This is a genomic window from Coleofasciculus sp. A1-SPW-01 (assembly GCF_040217205.1).
GTDB classification, from domain to species: domain Bacteria; phylum Cyanobacteriota; class Cyanobacteriia; order Cyanobacteriales; family Coleofasciculaceae; genus Coleofasciculus; species Coleofasciculus chthonoplastes_A.
In genome coordinates, this window is the sequence record NZ_JAVJNP010000201.1 from 78,353 (window position 1) to 97,986 (window position 19,634).

The window sequence follows — 19,634 nt, forward strand, 5'->3', positions numbered from 1 at the left end:
GGGTGCAAGTTGTTCAGTTATAGCGCTACGCGCTAGGCAATAGGCAATAGGCAATGGGCAATGGGCAATAGTTCGCTAGGGCGGGTTTCATTGTTCAGTTATTTCACCAATAGCCAACTGTAGTTCCTAAACCCGCCCCTACAATTGACTAATGATTAATAGGCTGTCCAGCGGGGGTCAGATTGATACCGCACAATCACGGGATGAGAGAGGCGATTTACCTCCACATTTCCTAATTGGACATCCCCAGGCAACTCAAATAAATGATGCAAAATCGGTTCAGTCAGATAGCGCGTTGACACCGATAATGTCAGCCTATCCGCTTGAATCGATTGCCGCGACGCTAAAACAAAACCCCAGGGTCCAAAACTGGGAACGTCCACCACATAAGGATGAGTTGATAATCCCACATCCGATAGGGTTGCCACAATACAGCTTAGAACATCTGGGGCAAAAAAAGGACTCGAGGCTTGAGTGACAAAAACGCCATTCTCTGCCAATCGCGGTAACAGACGCTGGTAAAACCCTTCTGCATACAGCTTGGCAAGCACTTCTCGGTCAGGATCAGGAAAATCGGCGATAATTACATCAAAAGTGTCATTTAAGGCGGGTGCTGTAACAAAAGCATCGGCGTTAATCACCTGAACACGCGGATCAGTTAACGCCCCTTCATTTAACCGCACCAACTGGGGATGAGACTGGGCTAACTTGACAACTTCCGCATCTAACTCAATCAGCACCACTTGTTCCACATCTCGCCACTTTAGCACTTCCCGCAGCGCCATCCCATCTCCTGCACCCATAACTAGCACATGACGCCTGTTCTGACTCGCACTCATTGCCGGATGTACTAATGCTTCATGGTAGCGGTATTCATCCAAGGTAGAGAGTTGTAAATCCCCATCCAAGAACAATCGCAAATCTTGTCCCCGGCGCGTCAAGACAATCCGTTGATAGGGGGATTGAATCCGGGTAATTACGGGGGCTTGATACAAGGTATTTTCCAGGCGATTACTGATGGGAATCGCCGCAGGTGCGGATAATGTCAGAATAATGCCTAAACTTAAGCCCAGATATCCCCAACGGCGCAACCGAGGAAACTGCTGTCCAATAGCAAACACCATAAAGGCGGGTAATGCGCCCAGTACAAAAGCGGCGGGAAATAAGCCGATTAACGGTAATAGCAATACGGGAAACAGCAACGAACCCAACAACGCCCCGACATAATCCAGCGCTAAAACCCCAGCCAGCGCCTCCCGCACTCCCTCCTCCAATTCCAGCACTCGCGTCAGCAGGGGGACTTCTAAACCCGCCAAAATGCCCAGTAATATAGTGACCAGGAATAATCCCAACCAGAGGAAACCATTAACCACAAATAGAGCAAATAGTGCTAAGGGTAATAATGCCGTCAGGGGAGCCATTAGCAGTTCAACCTGAACAAATGCCACCAGGAGTTGGCGTTGTTGGAGCCAAGGAGGGGACTTGGACGCAATAAACTGACTTAAGTAAGAGCCAATCCCCATGGCGGCTAAAAAGCCCCCGATAGCTACTCCAAAAGACAGCGCTTGATTCCCCACTAAATAGCTAGCTAGGGTTCCCAGTAAAAGTTCAACCGCTAATCCACAGCTAGAGGAAACCGCCGCCGCCGCTAAAAGTAGCCGACGTTGCAGCCGATTTAATGATGAAACCGGGGGTTGAGTGACGGGTTCAACATTCGAGTTGTCTGTTGAGACTCCCTGATGTGCCATGAATTTTTAGTGAGTTTTCGTTATGAATGTGTCCTTATTTGTCAAGGAACAGGGGGTATAGAACAGGGGGGATAAGGGAGGGCGGGTTTTGAACAAAGGTTATCGTCAACAGCGCCACAACATTCCCTAAACCCGCCCCTACAGAAGTGTTATGGCATGTCTATAGACTAAAAAACGTCCCCAATCCCTATTTTCCTGCACTCGGACCGCCGCCACGAAATCCGCCATAAGACGACCGATTGGGTAAAAGAATCCATGTTCCGCCGCGATAACCGCCCGATAATCCTGTTCCATGTCGGGGCCAATAGTTATCCTGTTTCTCGGATCGTAGGACGAGGGCAGAACGCTGTGTATATCCGGCTGTAATTGTCAAGAGGGCGATCGCGATCGCAGCCCCGGCAAAAATTTTAGTTAACATCGGTTAAACTCCTAGGATGAACAGAGTTTTGAGTTCTCTACTCAGACAATGAACGAGTGCTTGATCAGGGGTGTTTATCTTGGGGATGATCCGATAAAGGAGATGGGCGAATGTGGACAACCTCGACGGGAACCAGAGTACGGTTGCGATCGCGTACAGTCAGTTTGGTCTGATCCACGGGTGCATCTGGTATCACATCCACATGAAACCCGTAGGAACTGCGAGGATCTAAGATGAAAAAACATTGGAGTTGATGCCTCTTGGTATCTTCTGTTCCCAAGATGAAATGCATAGGTAAAGTATGGGCATAAATTTGCTCCCCATAGGAATCATTAATCACCAGACGTGCGTTTAGCTGTCGCGGTGAGGTTTCGTCAGCTTTAACATTGATCTTGACCCGCACGAGCTGATCAGCCCCTCCCACCGTAGCGCGTCCACTGGGATCACTATCTTGAATAGTTTTCGCGATCGCGGTTTTCCCTGACACGGGTGTGGCAAGAATGGCGATAAGTCCCAGAATTGTTGAACCGATTAAACCAGACCACAAATAGCGGGTATCTACAACTCCATTTTCCACCGTCACCTTAAATTCCACGGGTTGTTGGAGTTCTTGTCCAGAGGTGTTACCATACTCCAACACGGCAATTGCCACGGTTATGTTCTCATTTTTCTTTGCCTGAACGTCGAGTCCTCCCTGCAAATCCGATTCCGACCAACTCCCTGACTCTCCATCCTCGTACCACGTCCCCGACTCACTCCAGGCTTCCTTCATCGCAGAGGCGATCACGTCTCCATTTTGATCAAGAATTTGAATTTCGTAGATCACCCAGGTATTGCTTGGCAGCAATGCTCTCACATCAATCCGCAACGCGCCAATAAGTTGAGGTTCGAGTTGAGTCGATTCCAGTTGCACCGATTCCTCTGGTTCAACGGATACCGTCTCCGATACCAGCTTTCTATAGAAGAACTGAGACCCCATCAATGCCAGTAGCACCAACCCTGATGCTCCCAAAGCTATATAAGACCAGGGATCGATAAAACGACTGGTTCGCTGAGTGTGGATAGTGACTGGCATTGGCTTGAAGTTCAAATTAAATCTTCTCGGTAACTGAAACACATCGTCTCAGTACCATCGCTCTAATTCTGTTCAATTCGAGAAACTGTCTATCGAATTAAACAGTATTAGTACAATTTTATCGTTATAAATGATTACCGAACCCGAATCCGGATTCCCGAAGAACGATCAATCACCTCTGAGCCTCGGATGCGGACTCTACCTGACCGAACTCGGCGTCTGGTAGACCGGGGTGTATCAATAATTACAGGATCAACCAGGACAGAATCGGAAATAGTCGAATCGATAATCGTGGGGTTAATTAGTGTAGAATCACGAATGGTTCCCCGAATCGGCTCTTTATATCGATAATCGTCGCGATCGCGATAATTGCGATAGGATGAACCCCCAGAGGAAAAAGTACAAGGTCGTCCGGTGACTGGATTAACTGGCACTGGCGCTGGAATTGGGCTACCGTAAATCACTGAAGAACAGCGCGACGACTGAATCGGTCTAGCCTCTACAGCGCTATCCCCTACTATCATCCAAACCACTCCCACGGTTAAAGGCGTGAGCATAATGTTCAGCCAACGGTGTTGCAGGAGAGAAAATTTCAGCATTATTTCACCTCAAAATAGGTTATATAGCGAGTCAGCGATTTAGTGAAGCGCAAAATTTGATCCCTTATCCGGCAATTCTATTTCCTTATCAGTGTACCTATCCAAGCTGAATACGGTTGTCAGTCCAACCTTACGCGAATATCAGGTTGACCCCCTTAGTTCCTTAGCGCTTTAATTCTGGCAGGTTTTCATGTAATTTCAATATACAACCCAAAAGCCAGATACAACTTCATCCAATGGCACTAACTTAGTGTCTCGATAATGATGTCAAGTTTTTGACCAATGACCAATGACCAATGACAAAGAACAGTTCCGCGTCGAATACCAAGCCGGAAAAGCTACCTTTGAGCGGGGTGACTATCGCGCTGCGGTGAAGCATCTCGAAAAAGCCTGCACCTTGATCAACCGCAATTCTCGCGTCGGGGGAGAGGCGCAAATGTGGCTAGTTACAGCTTATGAAGCCGCCGGACAACAAACGGAAGCGATCGCCCTCGGTCAGCAACTGACAAAGCATCCTGACCTGGATATTCGCAAACAGTCTACTAGCTTACTCTACATCCTCCAAGCCCCCCAACTCAAGCGACCCGAGGAATGGATGACCAAGATTCCCGATTTAGGTGCTATTTCTGAAAGTGATCCTAGAGATCGCCGGGGTAGTGGGGTGACTAGAAGCAATCCCAGTTTGAAAAAGCAAATTGAACCGGAGGCGATCGATCTGAGTACGGTTAATACCAAAGATAATCAATTTATCTGGGTGGCTCTGGTTTTTATTGCTGCATTAGTGGGTGGACTCTTATGGTGGAGAATTTAACCTTAAAACTGTTCCCTGCTCCCAGACGTGCCATGGCACGTCTCTACATTGCTTCCCCAGCTTCCCCTGCTTCCCCAGCTCCCTACCCTCCCACAAGACTTATTCAGCAGACCCTACTTATTTACCATGGACTACCTATCATCGTAAACGCTGACCAAAAATAGGGATGAGATAAGTCTTTATCTCCAATTTCGGCTAATTCTGGAGGTAACGAAATACTCTCCCCACTCCCCAATAATTGTCCGTTTTCTAACCGCACTTCTCCCCGAATCATCGCTAGTTGCGCCTGTCGCAGCGCTTCTGATTTAATCGGTGCTGTCTCTAACTGACGATAAAATTCAGTCATTAATCCCAATGTCGCTTCATCGCTGACATACCAGAGACTTCCCAGCGCCGATTTGACCCCGGCTTGTACCGCTAACCCGGCAAAGCCTAACTCGGCTTCTTCATCCCCCACGGCGGTGCGACAAGCACTTAGGACTAACAATTCTACTGTGGGTTCATACAACTTTAACTCACGCAGTTGATCAAGGCGTAGTTTGGTATCCCATAGCTGAATATAAGAGTTTTCTGGGCGTCCTGATTTAAATTCGCCATGAGTGGCTAAGTGGACAATCCCAAAGGGTTGTAATTGACGTTGGGTTTTTAGGTTTTCCAGGGTAAACTCTTGATTGAGGAAGGATTCTCCTTGCCATAGTTCTTGGGTAATCGCGGCTAGTTCAACTGGGACAGCTTTTAAGGGGTTGGCGTCGGTAAATTCAGAGGCTCCCATTGCCAAAACTTGGAAGTCATTAATATCGCGATAGCGGGTATCGGTTAAGCTGATACTGGGCATTAAACCTGCACTGTATTTTTCAATCAGGAATTGTTCGCCATCGTGGAGAGCCAGTAAGGGAATGGAACGCAATCCTCCATCCATGATAAAGCTGAGATTCTGAATTCCTTGGGTTTGTAATTGGTCTTCAATTGGGGCAATTATCCATTGATACAGTTGTTGGGCTGGGGCTAAATAACGGTTGGTACTGCGGGTAATCGGATTAGTAATTGCACGGCGTAATTTCTGGGCTTCCGCTAGAACAGTAGCGCGAGTTGCACCGGGAATGGGCATAAAAATCGGTTCCCCGGTTGGTGTAACTACAACCAGTTGGAGTAAGTCATTATCTTGGGGAATGGGATTAGTTAAAGAACCGGAGTTTGGTGTAATTCGGGTGGGGTAAAAGACAGTATAAACCAGGGCAGGTTTTTGACCTGTGGCGGATTCAATCTTGCTCAATGTTATCCGAATTTGACTTAAATTGCTAATGGAAGGATTGAAGATTCCTAGATATTGTTCAAATTCGCGGGTAAATAATTCTTCTAAGGGGAAACCGCGACGGTTCAGTGTAACGGTTAGAGATTCGGGAGGATCAGCTTGGGGGGGTGCTAATTGGATACCGAATTGGGGTTCGGGTTGGGTTGGTAAGGGTTGGGGTGTGGTAATAATTGAAATAGCACCTTGGCTGTAGGGACCCGGAAAGGATTGAAAGGGTAAGATTGAATTGTTGGCGCTGGTTGTTAAGGCTCCCGCCGTACCGTTTATCGTAGCATCACCGACATCAAAGGATATTCCTCTGGCTCCACCATCGTGGCGAATTGTAATTGTCCCTTCACCAGCGCCCCCCGCCGTAGAAATGCTGGCAATGATGTTATTTTGGTCGCTAAATGTGCCAGTGGCTTGGAAGAATTGTTCGGTGGTAATATCAACGGTTCCGCCTGTTCCTTCTGCACCCCCTTGGGCGTCAATTAGGGTAACTTGAATCCCATTTTCGGGGTCTAACTTGACAGTTCCGCCATTTCCTGATATTGAACTGGTATTGATTTCTTGGGTAATAATGCGATCGCGTGCTGTAACGGTAACGTCTCCACCCCCAGTTTCTCCCGTCGCGATTAAGTCGCCGCTTTCGACTGCACCTGTTTGACTTTCCAGGCTAATATCACCGCCAACACTCGTGGTGCTTGAAGTGTCGAGGGTTCCCGCCAATAGGTTATTCTCCGCTATCAGGGAAATATTACCGCCTGCGCCAGTGGTGGAAGAGGAATCCAGAGTGGCTGCGATCGCGTCGATGGTATTTCCGGTTATAGTAATCGTACCGCCATCCGTATCGATGGGAGATTGGAGTGCGATCGCGCCTCCTCCGGTTAGGCTGAAATTCCCGCCTGTGGTGGAGATGGGGTTATTTACGCTGAAACCATCGGCGAAGGTGAGGGAAAGATTTCCTCCCTCGGTGTTGAGACTCTCATCTGAGGAGAAAACAAGATTACTCAGGGGATTGGTATTTCCCGCGATAATATCCGCACCGCCGATAGAAAGGGTTTCGGGGAGGGTAATTTCTCCGGGAGTATTCAGGGTTAGACTATCGCCACCTTTGTCAGTTGAACCGAATCGTATTGCGTCGCTAATCGTGATTTGATTTCCAGCCGAGAGGTCAATTTTACCGCCACTCCCATTCGTGGAACTCGAATCAATTTCACTGGCGTTAATCTCGTCATCCGCGTCAAGAAGTATCGCGCCACTCGCGCCATTTTCTGAGGATGAGTTCAGGGTTCCGGCGCTAGTATCAATACTTCCATCGCGGCTAGTCAAATTAATCTCACCACCTGCCAATATACCGGAGGAATTAATCTTCCCCATCAGGATATCGCCATCAACATTGAGGGTAATAGAACCTCCTGTACCATTGCCGGGAGTACACTGATCATCTGGGCTAGAACAGGAAAGTATTCCACCTATAGTATCGTTAAAGGGATCTTTTTGACTATTATCAACTGTACCGCCAACTGTGAGATTGATATCACCACCATTGACAAAACCCAATGTTCCTATATCATCAAATGTTAGGTCGCCACCCGCCTGAATCTTGATCGTGCCACCATTTCCACTATTAGCCGTTGAGCTAGCATCAGTGAACTGAATATTTTCACCCGCTTCTAGAGTTATGTTGCCACCATTTCCATTGCTAGATTCTGAACCAACGTCAAACTCAATTTCGATACTTCCCTCTGTGCTAGTCAAGTTAATATCTCCACCGCCTAATTGACCCGATGCATCAGCAAAACCGATGATGATATTATCAGTAGCGTTAACGGTAATAGTACCTCCCGTGCCATTCCCTTGCTCACACTGATCATTTAAGCCGGAGCAAGACAGTATTCCACCTATAGTGTTGTCAGCAGGATCATTATCAGAGGCGTCAAATGTACCACCAATAGTAAGATTGACATCCCCACCATCTAAAGCGCCAAACGAATGTATATCATCTGATTTGAGATTTCCACCAGCCTGAATAGTGATATTGCCACCATTCCCACCGTTGGAATTGGCAAAGATATCAATTACTTCAATATTTCCATCTGCTTCCAGAGTAATATTACCACCGTTACCATTAGTAGCGCTGGAGTTAGCGGAATTCACATTAGCAGCAATATTAATAGAGCCAGTTTCACTGATTATAGTAATCGAACCACCGTCAACTCCAGTATTGGCGTTTGCTCCAAGTCTTGTCGCAATATCTCGAAGAGAAATGTTACCTTTGGCACTGATAGTAACATTTCCAGGATTATTAGTACCATTAGTAGCATTGATCAAGGCTTCACCAGCATTAATTGATCCCTCCTCACTGATAAATGTAACGTTACCACTATTGCCCCTAGATTCTACTCCTGGTATTCCTCCAGAAAAAGTCTCTACGCAAAATGCTGTGTTTGTACAATTAATTGAAATATCGCCTGTAGCCGTGAAAGTAATATCACTACCATTTTGGGGAGACCAAGACCTGAGAACGTCTCCTGTTAAAGTAATGCTACCACCTGCGGTTAGGCTAATTTCACCACCATCACCATTCATGTTGCCTGCTATAGTAGAAATCCCACCTGTGGAAATGTTACCTCCAGCCTCTAAATTTACGAAACCCCCATCACCAACCAAGTTGTCTGTTGTCAGCCTTCCTGTCTGAATGTTGCCTGTAGCATTTAAAATGACTGTAACACCATTCCTATCTTGCTCTGAATTATTAACATCACCTATCTGAATGCTTTCTGGAGGTAGGGATGATGGATTTCCCGGTGGGTCAAAAGTTGTTCCTTCTGCTGATGTTGGTACATTGGGAGCATAAAGTAAGGTATCTAATCCAGCTCTTAAAATAAGCGCTGGACTATTTCGTAAAATTTCAACATCTGGATCATTAGGATTTGGAGCTAACCCGATATCTGGATTATTGATTATTATCTCACCCCCAATGATACTTCCAGTTGCTTCTATCTTAATAGAAGCTCCGGTGTAATCCCCGAATTCCACATCTCCATTAGCACTAATAATTGGGTCATTGATACTTCTAAACGTTCCAGGTTCTCCAGCTAAATTAAGTATTGAAAAGCCACCCCCACTAGCAAAGTGAGCATCGCCAGAAATAATTCCATCACTGACTAAACTCAGATTTCCCCCACTCACAAACGGGGTGTCTGGATGGTTCAGCGCCAGAATATCAATTTCATTATTCCCCTGAATATAAAGATTCCCCCCCGCTTGGGCTAAAAAAGGACTGGTTTGGTTATCTCTTACCAATACCGTATCCTTCGCCAATAGATTTAAATCCCCGGTTGTTACCAAAGAGGGCGCAACGCCTTCCCCAACCGGAACTAAGGTTATATCCCCTTCAGCCGATAACGTTGCTGTGTATCCTGTTACCCGATTAACAACAATATCTCCCGCTTCTGCTTCCACATCCGCCGCCGTGATTCCCGTCGCTTCAACCACACCGCCATTCGTCAACAATTCCGGTAACATTAACGGTTCAATCGCCAACAAATTCCCCTGATTATCTGTCGGTAATTCAACCTCCAAACTCAGAAGCTGTCCCTTTTGAGTCAACCGTACCCGACTCGTTCCCGGTACTGTCATCACCGAAATATTACCGTCTGGTGCTGTCAAATTCCCCGTACTCAGCACCCCACCACCAATCAGCGCAAGATTCTGTCCTTCTGATACCTCTAAATCACCCGCATTAATAATCGCTCCGGGCTGCACTGTCTCAAACTTAAATCCATTGGGATTCCCGACTAAATTGCTGTAACTATTGCTACCAAACGCCTCAAACCATCCCCCCTGAAAACCAATCCCCGTCGCCGTGGTTGCAGTAAAATCACCTGTAACATTCAGCCGAGCATTTTCACCAAAAATAATCCCCGCCGGATTCATTAAAAATAGGTTAGATTGTCCCCCTGTTACCTGAATCAACCCATTAATCAGCGACGGTTCACCATTCATCACCCGCCCCAGGATATTTTGAATCGCTGGATTAGACAAAAAGTTCGCAATTTGGTTTGTATCGAGTCCAAACTGCTCAAAACTATGAAACAGATTCACCCCATCCCCGGAAACTTTACCCCCTTGGATATCGTAGCGGTTTCCCTCAGAAGTAACCGTGGTTCCTGTACCATCGGCGGCGGGGGTAATGGGTTGGGAGTAAGCAGGGGATTGAGCAATAGTAAAGGTTAATGCCAATCCTGCCAACAGCCGCCCCTGTCCTTGAGTGAAAATATTCATGGGGCATAGCAGATGTATATCTAAAATTATTTAAGCATAAATAATTAGCGGCTGTAAATAGGGTGCGCCTTTTCACCGTAGGTTGGGTTGAGCGAAGTCGAAACCCAACAGTCTAACCCGTTAGTGGTCTTACTTTTAAAACCTCTCTCCCACGCCAGCCCTCACCCCCAGCCCCTCTCCCAAGCTTGGGAGAGGGGAGCAAGAGAGGAGCAAGAGCATCCGATCCCCCTTCTCCCCACGGTGGGAGAAGGGGTTAGGGGATGAGGGGGAAATGTTGAGGAGTAGATAGACACAGTTTAAAACATTGCCAGCATTGGTTTTCTCGCCTGTAGTTGACACGGATGAAGCCTTGCGCCCCAAAGCTTGAACATCTGTTGTGTTCATTTGTCTATTGGACAAACCTCAAAAGCTAACTCATGGCGATAAAAACACACATTAAATTCCGCCAAAAAGTTTGTATGTCCCAGGATTACAGGCGCATCTCTTGATTGAGTCCAAGCAAATGCCAATAAGACAGGCGAAAACGGAACATGAACGGGAATCGTTGACCATTAAGCATTAGTTTCTCTCCGCGCCGCCACCAAAAGATCCGACAAGGCTTGAACACTTGCTTGATCTGCTTGAGGAGACCAGACAACGGCTTCTGTTGATGCCAATTGATTCAACAGTGCATTAGCTGAATCACTATTGCCCGCAGGTTCTAGGCTGCATCCTTCCTCTTTAGCAACGGCAAGAAGCAGAAAATGGATAAGTCGAAGTTTATCTTGATGAGAGAGTTGACTAACAGTAGGTAAAAGTTCGCTGAGAGACATATTGCTTGTTTGAGAGGTTCAATACAGTTCTAGTCTAGTTGAAAGTAACTCAAGAGCGATATTGACATATCTTAGATTCAATGGTGGTGAAATAAGCATTTTTGGATCACCGAAACCTTTGATATACCGTAGGGTGGGCATTACCCACCCATCTTAAGCTGGGTTCGTAGTAGGCACTTTAGTGCCAGAAGTGAAGACAGCACTTACTACAAACTCTAAAGTCAGTGCCATTTGTCTTCAGCTATCATGCATTTAAATTGGGAATGGGTAGCGAGCAAGATGCTCACACTACAAAGATGAGAGCCATTTTTGACATTTTGGTGTAAACCAACTGTTTAATTGTCTCTGAATCAAGAGAGTCGTAAATCCGGCTATTGTTAAGCCACTGAAAGTTCATAGTGCAGTATCAAAACTTCGTCTCGTTTCAATGTAGCCATTGCATATTCCCGCCCCTGTAAATCAGCAAACTCAACTAAATAGTGAGGTTCTTCCTGCTGATCATAAATATTGACAACTGTACCCACCTGTCCGACTGGCAAGTTTTCAACCCTTACATAGTCAGATTCAACTAAATGCAACCGCTTCAAGGGAATCGGTTTTAACGTTGCAATTGTATCCAGCAAATTCAGATTTTCCATATCACTTGATAAATGCAGATATTAAACGTGGCTGTTGGTTTTTATACCAAGTTGCAGTCTAAGGTAGAATCTGTCATGCTGAGCAGAACCCTTCACTTCGTTCGAGGGCAAGCTCCGTGAAACGGAGTGACGCGAAGCATCTGTCCAGATTCTTCGCTTCGCTCAGAATGACATGATAGAACGCAACTTGGTATTAGCTGTGATTTCCCAAATAGTTCGGAGTGTTACCTGATCTCGTCAACTATGGCAAATCGTGAATCGCATCGGCTGGCGACACTCCCCCCTTCGTGACAGCGATGATACCAGGGAGGTATTCATCCATCATTTTCACATTGGTGTAAACTAACTGTTTGATGGTGTCTGAATCAAGCAAGTGATTTTTGACAGCCGTGCTAGTCTTGTAACGAATCTCCCCATCATCGAAATTTAACTCAAAATTGCCGATAATTATGCCATAGTTGGCTCTCGATAGAAACTCTCCTACAGCTCTACGCTTAGATTTGGGAATTTTAATCGGGCATAAGCAGTAGAAGATAAACTGCTGCTGTGATTCTAGCGCTTGGGCATAACAGTCGTATTGGTCATTTTTGCCCTTAAACGCTAGGCGTAAAGTTGACTGTTTTTCTAGCTGGGCATAGTGCCAATTGTCTTCTGTGAAGAAATTGACGATGGCGGCAAAAATGGGTTGTGTTGAGGGAATGTCTTCAGGTGTCACATTGGGAGTTTTCCTGTCATCGTATTGCCAAAGACTAATACAAGGATTGACGGATTGCCAATTTACTTAATTTACAGATAATCCTTAAGGCTGCTCATGGTTTTCTTTAAAATTGACAATTTCTTCAGGTGCTGAATGAATTATTTTTATCACCTCCAAGGCAACATCCACCATTTCTTTAGCGCGGGGGTCTGGCATTAACTTTAACTCGATCAACTCATTGAGTAGTTTAGCGGCTTGAATGCCAGATTTTAACAAGGCTTCTTGGTATTCTTGTTGTAAGGTTTTAGAGGGAGTGGGGGTTAGGTTTTGGTTGTCTTGGTTTGGTAAATTTATATTTTCCATTACCTTCACTTGTTACCAACTTTTTCTCAATTATAACTTTCTACAGTATGGCTATATTAAGTTTCAAAATATAATTCATTAATTATATTTGAACTATCTCCTTCCGGACTCATATCAATATTCTTTCCAACTGAATCTGTGGTAATAGCTCCCTTGATATCAATACCAAATAGCATACACTCAATAAATTTGCTTTTTGATATATTCGCGTTAGCAATATTCAAAAAACGCAAATCAGAGTTAATAAATCTTGCTCTTCGCAAGTCGGCTTTAGCCAATCTACACCTTTGCATAAATGAACGAATAAAGCTCGATTTAGCTGCGGTTGATTCTTCAAAATTCGCATTCTTAAAATTGCAGTCGTGGAAATCAGCTTTAATCAAAGATACACACAATCCATCTACACTAACAAACGAAGATCTATAGGCTTGCACAGAGTTTAAGTTGGCCTGCCATAGTTTACAAGACGATAAATTACAATCAGAAATCTGACTTTGATCTAAACTTGCTTCTTGAAAAATCGCTTCAGTAAAATTAACTGAAATAAATTTAGATTGTTCCCAAAAAACTTTGCTTAAATTTGCACCTGAGAGATCAAGATTAATCAAGTCAGCTTTTACCGTTTTAAACTCTCGAAAATTAAGACCAGAGAGATTTAAGTCTTGAAATATCAAACGACTAGCTTCAAAATCTCCCTTTTCATAAGCTTGTTTTTTTTTGCTTAGAATGGCATCTAATTCTAATTGTGAAACTTTTTTCATTTTCTTGATAAATACGTCCTTTTATCTATATGTTCAAGGTATAAAAGCAAACTTGATCTGCTTATGATCTGGCGTTAGACCAGATTTTACCAAATTTTCCACCATTGTTCGCTCGGCTGCACTCAATCCAGTCAAATCGGCAAGGATATCCTCTCCTTTAGCATAGGTGAGTAAATCATTTGCAATCTCTTGAGGATTTTTACCTGGCTCATAACTTTTAATATCCCAACCAAAACCATTTCCATCTATAATATCTGGATCTATATCAGCTGGTCGTCTTGCTGGTCCTTTAATGACACCTGAGCCTTCGGCTGCTAAAGCAACCTTTGCCTCTTTAATTTTATAACGCTTCGTCGCGAAATCAAACGCTAGCTCTTTATGACGATGGTTTTTATTTAACCAAGCCAGATCTGCTGGGTCTATGGGAATTTTACCGTCAGCTATTTCTTGATCCAATTTAGCAATACCTTCATCGAGTTTATCGATGCGAGCCTGATCCAACTTAACTCTTTTCTTTCTCGCTAAATCCTCCAACTTCTTCAAAGCAGACAACCTTTCAGCTTCATCGCTGATGTTCGCAATTTCAGCCAATTTATTTTTAAGGATAGGAGTCTGCTCTAATACCTCCACGTAAGTATTCGCAAACTCTGTAACGTCAGTACAGTATGGCGAACACAAAAATACTCTTCCGTCTTCTAAATACTTTAATTGATGACCATCAGGTAGGTTTTCTACCCGTTGGAAATTACGGAGTCTATCTTCAGGTATTGATTTTTGATTTTTTCCTAAAAAATCGTCTGCTTTACTTTTACCCTTCTTAATAAAGTCGGCTCCGGCATCAAGACCTTTTTTGCCTTGTTTACCCAGCCATTCTACAACCTCTTTACCTCCTTTGAAAGCATTATCTCCTTGTTGACTTAACCACTTCAGAGCATTGTCACCATACTTGGCAAATACCTGGATAACTTCATCACCATATTTAAGAAATAACTCAGCAATCTTACTGCCATACTTCCTAAACAAGTTTATGACATCATCGCCATATTTACGCACCAATCCAATAATGTCATCTACATACTTCAGACCTTTATTAACATACTTACCGCCTTTAGCCGCCGTACCAATATAAGGAATAATCGCGATCGCGGATAATCCAGCATTAACCCAGTCACCTTCTGCGGCATACCAAATCGTATTGAGAATATCAGCTACAGCAGCTACAATATTTCCTACTCCTGGGAATACATCTCCAACCATTCCGACAACGTCTAAAATACCATGCCCCCAAGCACTAATTGCTGGATAGGTTTCGTTCCACCATTTAACAACCTTCTCAGCTTTTTGTTGCAGATACCCGCTAAAGACGGTGCTATATTCTTGGAAGACTTTCCAACAACGAGTTAAACCCGGAAAAGTAGATTCCATCCAACCTTGAAGCCTACCCCATTGTTCCTGTACAAAACCAGAAACAGGTTGAATAACATTCTCATCAACCTTTCCAGCTACCCAATCGACTTGATTGTTTGACCAATCAGCCGCTTGACCTGCTTTTTCCTTAGACCATTCCCATCCAGCTTGAATCCCTTCACCCGCTTGGTTAAGGAGTTTTTCTCCTTCTTGTTTAGGATTCTTGATAAAATCAATCGCGTAAGTTCCTGCGGTATCTACGACATCAACGGCTTTATGTCCATAGTTGTCTACGAATTCAGACGCTTTGTTTCCATTGTCTTCAATAAAGGTAGATGCATCGCTACTCTTGTCATCTATAAACGTTGCTGCACCATTTCCTTTCTCCTCAACCAAGTTAGACGCACCGCTACTCTTGTCATCTATAAATGTTGCTGTATTATTACCCGCCGTTTCGACAAGATTAGCCGCTGTACTATTTTTATCCTCTAACCAGTTGGCAACATCGCTACTATTCTCGTCTATAAATGTGGCTGTCTGGTTTCCTTTGTCTTCAATAAAGTTAGAAACATGAGTGCTTCCCTCATTTATCAAGTCTGCCGCACTGTTTCCTTTCTCTTCCACAAAAGTGGCAACACTACTACTCTTTTGCTCCAACCATTGTGAGCTATTATCAACTTCACTCCGTAAACCAGAGACGGCGGAATCTTTAGCTTGTTCCAAACCAGAGATAGTCGAATTGACTTTTCCGGAAAACCATTCTAAAATGGCACTTCCTTTTTCACGAACACTTGATGCAAACGCCTGACCTTTTTCCTGGACAGAGGATAAGAAAGCACTGCCTTTATCCGTTAACCAATTAACCGCAGGGGTTACATTTTCACCGACCCAGGCTTTAGCACCATCAACTTTCTCGCCAACCCAGGCTTGGGCACTATCAACCTTTTCACCAACGAACGCCTTAGCGCCATCAACCTTCTCACCAACCCAGGCTTTAGCACCATCAACTTTCTCACCAACCCAGGCTTGGGCACTATCAACCTTTTCACCAACGAACGCCTTAGCACCATCAACTTTCTCACCAACAAACGCCTTAGCGCCATCAACCTTCTCACCAACGAACGCCTTAGCACCATCAACCTTCTCACCAACGAACGCCTTAGCGCCATCAACCTTCTCACCAACCCACGCCCTTGCACCTGCTGTCTTCTCATCAACCCAATTCCAAGCCGTTTCCGCTTTACCACCTATCCATTCACGCGCCGAATTAACCTTGTCAGCGACAAACTCTTGAGCTTGACCCGCTTTATCTTGGATAAAGTTCCAGCCTTCCTTGGCTTTACCACTTAAAACCGACCATTTTTCGTTAACCCATTGACCAACTGCACCGACTTTTTCTTGTACCCATTGCGTAGCTGTGCCAATCTTTTGAGTCAGCGGATTCCAAACATCCTCCTGCACCCAATTACTAAATTGATCCCATTTTTCGCTAACCACCTTAATTACCGGGTTAGCCTTGAGCATGAAATCAAGCCATGCTTCCTGTGCTTCTTGTTTCAGGCTTTCCCAAGCTTGACCTAATTGTTTAGCTGCATTACTTGGGAAATTGTCAAGATTGTTAACAAACTCTTGGGCTTTACCTTGATAGCGAGCGCATAATTCCCCAGCTTCACCATCTAAAGAGGATATCGTGTCTTTGGCATCTTTCTCTAATTTTGACCAACCTTGTTCAACTGCACCCGCCGAATCCGTGGCTTGCTCTTGAATCCCTTGTACTTCTTGACTAACTTGATTTTCTAGATTTTCTTGTTCAGCAATTGTTTCATTTTGCAGGCTGGTTTCATCCGTTTGTAATCCTTGGGTAGTGCTTTGAGTCTCAGCTTGCAGTTCATCGCCCTTAGTTTTACTCTCAGCGGTTAACTCGTCACCTTTGGTTTTACTCTCAGAGGTTAACTCATCGCCCTTCGTTTTACTCTCAGAGGTTAACTCGTCACCTTTGGTTTTACTCTCAGAGGTTAACTCATCGCCCTTAGTTTTGCTTTCAGAGGTTAACTCATCGCCCTTAGTTTTGCTTTCAGAGGTTAACTCGTCTCCCTTAGTTTTGCTTTCAGAGTTTAGCTTATCGCCCTTAGTTTTACTCTCAGAGGTTAACTCGTCTCCCTTAGTTTTACCGTCAGAGTTTAGCTCATCGCCCTTAGTTTTACTCTCAGAGGTTAACTCGTCTCCCTTAGTTTTACTCTCAGAGGTTAATTCATCTCCCTTGGTTTTACTCTCAGACGTTACCTCATTCGCCTTGGTTTTACCGTCAGCAGTTAACTCGTCTCCTTTATTTCTTGCTTCCTTATCAACGTCTGACTTTTTACCCTCAGACTCCGCTTGTAAATCACCCTTCTTACTATTAGCCTCCCCTTCAAGGGAATCTAAAAGCCCTTTTGCCCAATCAAGGGATTCTCCAGCTACATCGCCAATAGCATTACCAACATCCTGAATGATATTTCTTTGAACAACTTGACCGGATTTAACGTGTTGTTCATCAACTGGCTTAACGGATGCATGACGTTCAGCATCTTTTACCGCTACAGCTTCTTCCCCAGGTGGAACCTCTTCCTTAACGTTTGGTTCTACCGCTTTTTTCTCGACTTCAGCAGGTTCACTGTCTTTAGCTTTCGGTTCAGGCGTTTCCTTAACCTCTGCGTCAGATGGAGGTTTAGTTTCAGGCGGTGCTTTCTCCTCTGATTGTACTTGGGGTTTTTCCGGTTCCGCTGGTTCTTGTGCTTCAGTTGCAGGCTCAGGCGTTGCGTCTTGTTTCGGTTCAGCCGGAGTAACATCTGCTGCTTTGTCTTCTATTTGAGGCGTTTGTGTAGCACCCTCTTTAATGTCGGGAGTTGCTGTAACTTGAGGAGTTTCTGTCGCCGGAGGAGTTTCTTTAGCGGGTTTGTTAATTTGCTCAACTTGCGGTTTAGGTAAAGGTTCAGAGGTGGGACTATCTTTACCCGATTGGGGAGTCGCCGCAAATTTTTGTTTAGCTTGTTGTAGGGCTTGTTGTAAAGCTGCTTTGGGTTCCTGACTCGGATCAATAGTTTGAGCAACATTTTGATCAGTATTATCCATCTGATCCTGTTGCTGTTGCCACATAGCCGTTAAAGATGTCCCCTGATTAGCTTGAGTTAAATCAGGGGTTTGGATACCTCCAGCACCCGTATTGGCTGTTTCCGTATTAGCCGGAGTTTCAGTGGCTTTTTCCTGGGGTTGAGTTTTCCCTTCAGTATCAGTCGGTGCGGATTCGGCTTCCGGTTGAGGTGCAGTACCTTCTGTGTCTGGTTTAGCTTCTGTTGTGGGTGCTGGGGATTCCGTTGAATTATCTTGTGCTTTGGATTTGGCTTCAGGTTTCGGTGCTGGCGCGACTTCGGGTTTACTCGTACCCCCTTGTGCTTCCGGTTGGGTTTCTGTGGTGGGTGCTGGGGTAGCTGGGGATTCAGTTGGACTATCTTGTACTTGGGATTTAGCTTCTGGCGTGGGTTCTGGTGCAACTTCCGGTTGAGTTTCACTACCTTGTGCTTGCGGTTTCGCGTCTTTTGCGAGTGCAGGTTGAGCAGGTGACTCGATTTTTGCTTGGGGTTGATTGACAGACTGGGGTTCAGCCGGAGCAGGTTTTTGTACTTCTTGAGTCTCTGTCTCTGTGACTAACGGCTTCTTGGTTTGTGCAATATCTGGTGAAGTTTCCGTTGGCTGAGATTCTGCGCTTGTGGTTGTTTGAGCATTAGGTGGTGGAAGTTCTTTAGCCGGAAGTGGTGCTACTTTCTTATCTACGGATATTGGAGACGGATTTTTGTTGGATGTAGTTAGAGACTCCTGCTCCTCAATTGTCTTAGCTTGTAGCGTAGGAGTGAGGTTATCTCCCTGTAACGATAACGGGTTTTTATTCAAACCTGTAGCACCCGCTATGTCAGCTTTCGCCTGGATGGTTCCTGTGTGCTTCTCTTCTTCCTCTTTCTGTTCCTGCTCACAGGCGGAACATGAGCGCTGAACCGTTTCTGGCTGACTCGATGGTTGAACGTTAAACCGATTCAACCCATTAAAGACAGAATGAGTTCTCTGTTCTATTTTGGGGTGATACTGTTCTAACCCATCCTGAAGCCCATTCCTCTGCACTGGAGAAGACTCTTTCCCTTGAGTGTTAACAGGAACAGTCAGCAAATTGGAACTCAAACGCGATATTCTTTCCTTTTGAGCTTGTAAATTCGGTTTTGGGGATGGGTTGTTTCCACTCTCTGCTGCTGAGGGTTGAGCCGGGGTAACAGCAACTCCGTCTACTTCTTTCTCTGGGGATTCTGGATTCTGTGATAATTCGGCTTCTGAACCTTCCTTTGGCTGAATCGTCTCTTCTTCCTGAGTCTCTGTTGCTTCCGCCTCCGAAACCTCTGGCTGTTGAGCGTTATCTTCTCGTGCTGTATTAGCGGATTGTTCCTGTACAGGTTGCTGGGGTGGGGTTTGAGGGACATTAACCGGGACATTAAGACCGTTATAGCCGACAAAAGCCGACTGATCCAATTTCTGTTGCAAAAACGCCCTCTGTTCCTCCGGTGAGCGTCGCACCACAGGTTTCTGGGGTTTCGGAACTTTGAAACGGCGTCGCTGCAACGGATTGGTGTCGGACTTCCGACTCAAAGGTGAGAAATTCTTTTTGCGGATGGGTTCTCGGAAAGACATGACCAGAGGTTCCC

Annotated in this window: 12 protein-coding genes; 1 reads left to right on the forward strand and 11 read right to left on the reverse strand. The window is 45.1% G+C overall.

Annotation, left to right across the window (positions count from 1 at the left end):
• Positions 1-155 precede the first annotated feature (155 nt).
• The 4 genes from RH949_RS28920 to RH949_RS28935 all read right to left on the reverse strand — a co-directional run bounded on the left by RH949_RS28920 (position 156) and on the right by RH949_RS28935 (position 3,840).
• Complete coding sequence (locus RH949_RS28920; protein ID WP_446358036.1) at positions 156-1,748, reverse strand: polyamine aminopropyltransferase; 1,593 nt, start codon at positions 1,746-1,748, stop codon at positions 156-158.
• A 187-nt stretch (positions 1,749-1,935) separates the two neighbouring features.
• Positions 1,936-2,166, reverse strand: coding sequence for a hypothetical protein (locus RH949_RS28925; protein ID WP_006099261.1), 231 nt, complete (start codon positions 2,164-2,166; stop codon positions 1,936-1,938).
• 64 nt (positions 2,167-2,230) lie between these two features.
• Positions 2,231-3,256, reverse strand: a complete 1,026-nt coding sequence (locus RH949_RS28930; RefSeq protein WP_446358039.1) for a hypothetical protein — start codon at positions 3,254-3,256, stop codon at positions 2,231-2,233.
• A gap of 119 nt (positions 3,257-3,375) precedes the next feature.
• Positions 3,376-3,840 (reverse strand): hypothetical protein, encoded by a 465-nt coding sequence (locus RH949_RS28935; protein WP_446358041.1) that lies wholly within the window; start codon positions 3,838-3,840, stop codon positions 3,376-3,378.
• Positions 3,841-4,129: 289 nt separating this feature from the next.
• On the opposite strand from RH949_RS28935, the gene RH949_RS28940 reads away from it, so the two are divergent.
• A complete protein-coding gene (locus RH949_RS28940; RefSeq protein ID WP_446358043.1) occupies positions 4,130-4,651 on the forward strand; it encodes a hypothetical protein in 522 nt (173 codons plus the stop codon).
• A 121-nt stretch (positions 4,652-4,772) separates the two neighbouring features.
• Here the strand turns inward: RH949_RS28940 and RH949_RS28945 are convergent, their stop codons facing one another.
• The 7 genes from RH949_RS28945 to RH949_RS28975 form a co-directional block, all read right to left on the reverse strand.
• Positions 4,773-10,232: a CHAT domain-containing protein gene (locus RH949_RS28945; RefSeq protein ID WP_446358045.1), complete on the reverse strand. Its 5,460-nt coding sequence runs from the start codon at positions 10,230-10,232 to the stop codon at positions 4,773-4,775.
• A 551-nt stretch (positions 10,233-10,783) separates the two neighbouring features.
• Positions 10,784-11,044, reverse strand: coding sequence for a hypothetical protein (locus tag RH949_RS28950; protein ID WP_006099458.1), 261 nt, complete (start codon positions 11,042-11,044; stop codon positions 10,784-10,786).
• Positions 11,045-11,421: 377 nt separating this feature from the next.
• A complete protein-coding gene (locus RH949_RS28955; protein ID WP_446358047.1) occupies positions 11,422-11,682 on the reverse strand; it encodes a DUF4926 domain-containing protein in 261 nt (86 codons plus the stop codon).
• A 241-nt stretch (positions 11,683-11,923) separates the two neighbouring features.
• Positions 11,924-12,397: a YbjN domain-containing protein gene (locus tag RH949_RS28960; RefSeq protein WP_006099355.1), complete on the reverse strand. Its 474-nt coding sequence runs from the start codon at positions 12,395-12,397 to the stop codon at positions 11,924-11,926.
• An 84-nt stretch (positions 12,398-12,481) separates the two neighbouring features.
• Entirely contained in the window at positions 12,482-12,742 is a 261-nt protein-coding gene (locus tag RH949_RS28965; protein WP_006099518.1) for a hypothetical protein, read from the reverse strand.
• 56 nt (positions 12,743-12,798) lie between these two features.
• On the reverse strand, positions 12,799-13,503 hold the full coding sequence (locus tag RH949_RS28970; RefSeq protein WP_006099171.1) for a pentapeptide repeat-containing protein: 705 nt from the start codon (positions 13,501-13,503) through the stop codon (positions 12,799-12,801).
• Between the two features lie 33 nt (positions 13,504-13,536).
• Entirely contained in the window at positions 13,537-19,620 is a 6,084-nt protein-coding gene (locus tag RH949_RS28975) for a hypothetical protein (protein WP_446358050.1), read from the reverse strand.
• Positions 19,621-19,634 lie beyond the last annotated feature (14 nt).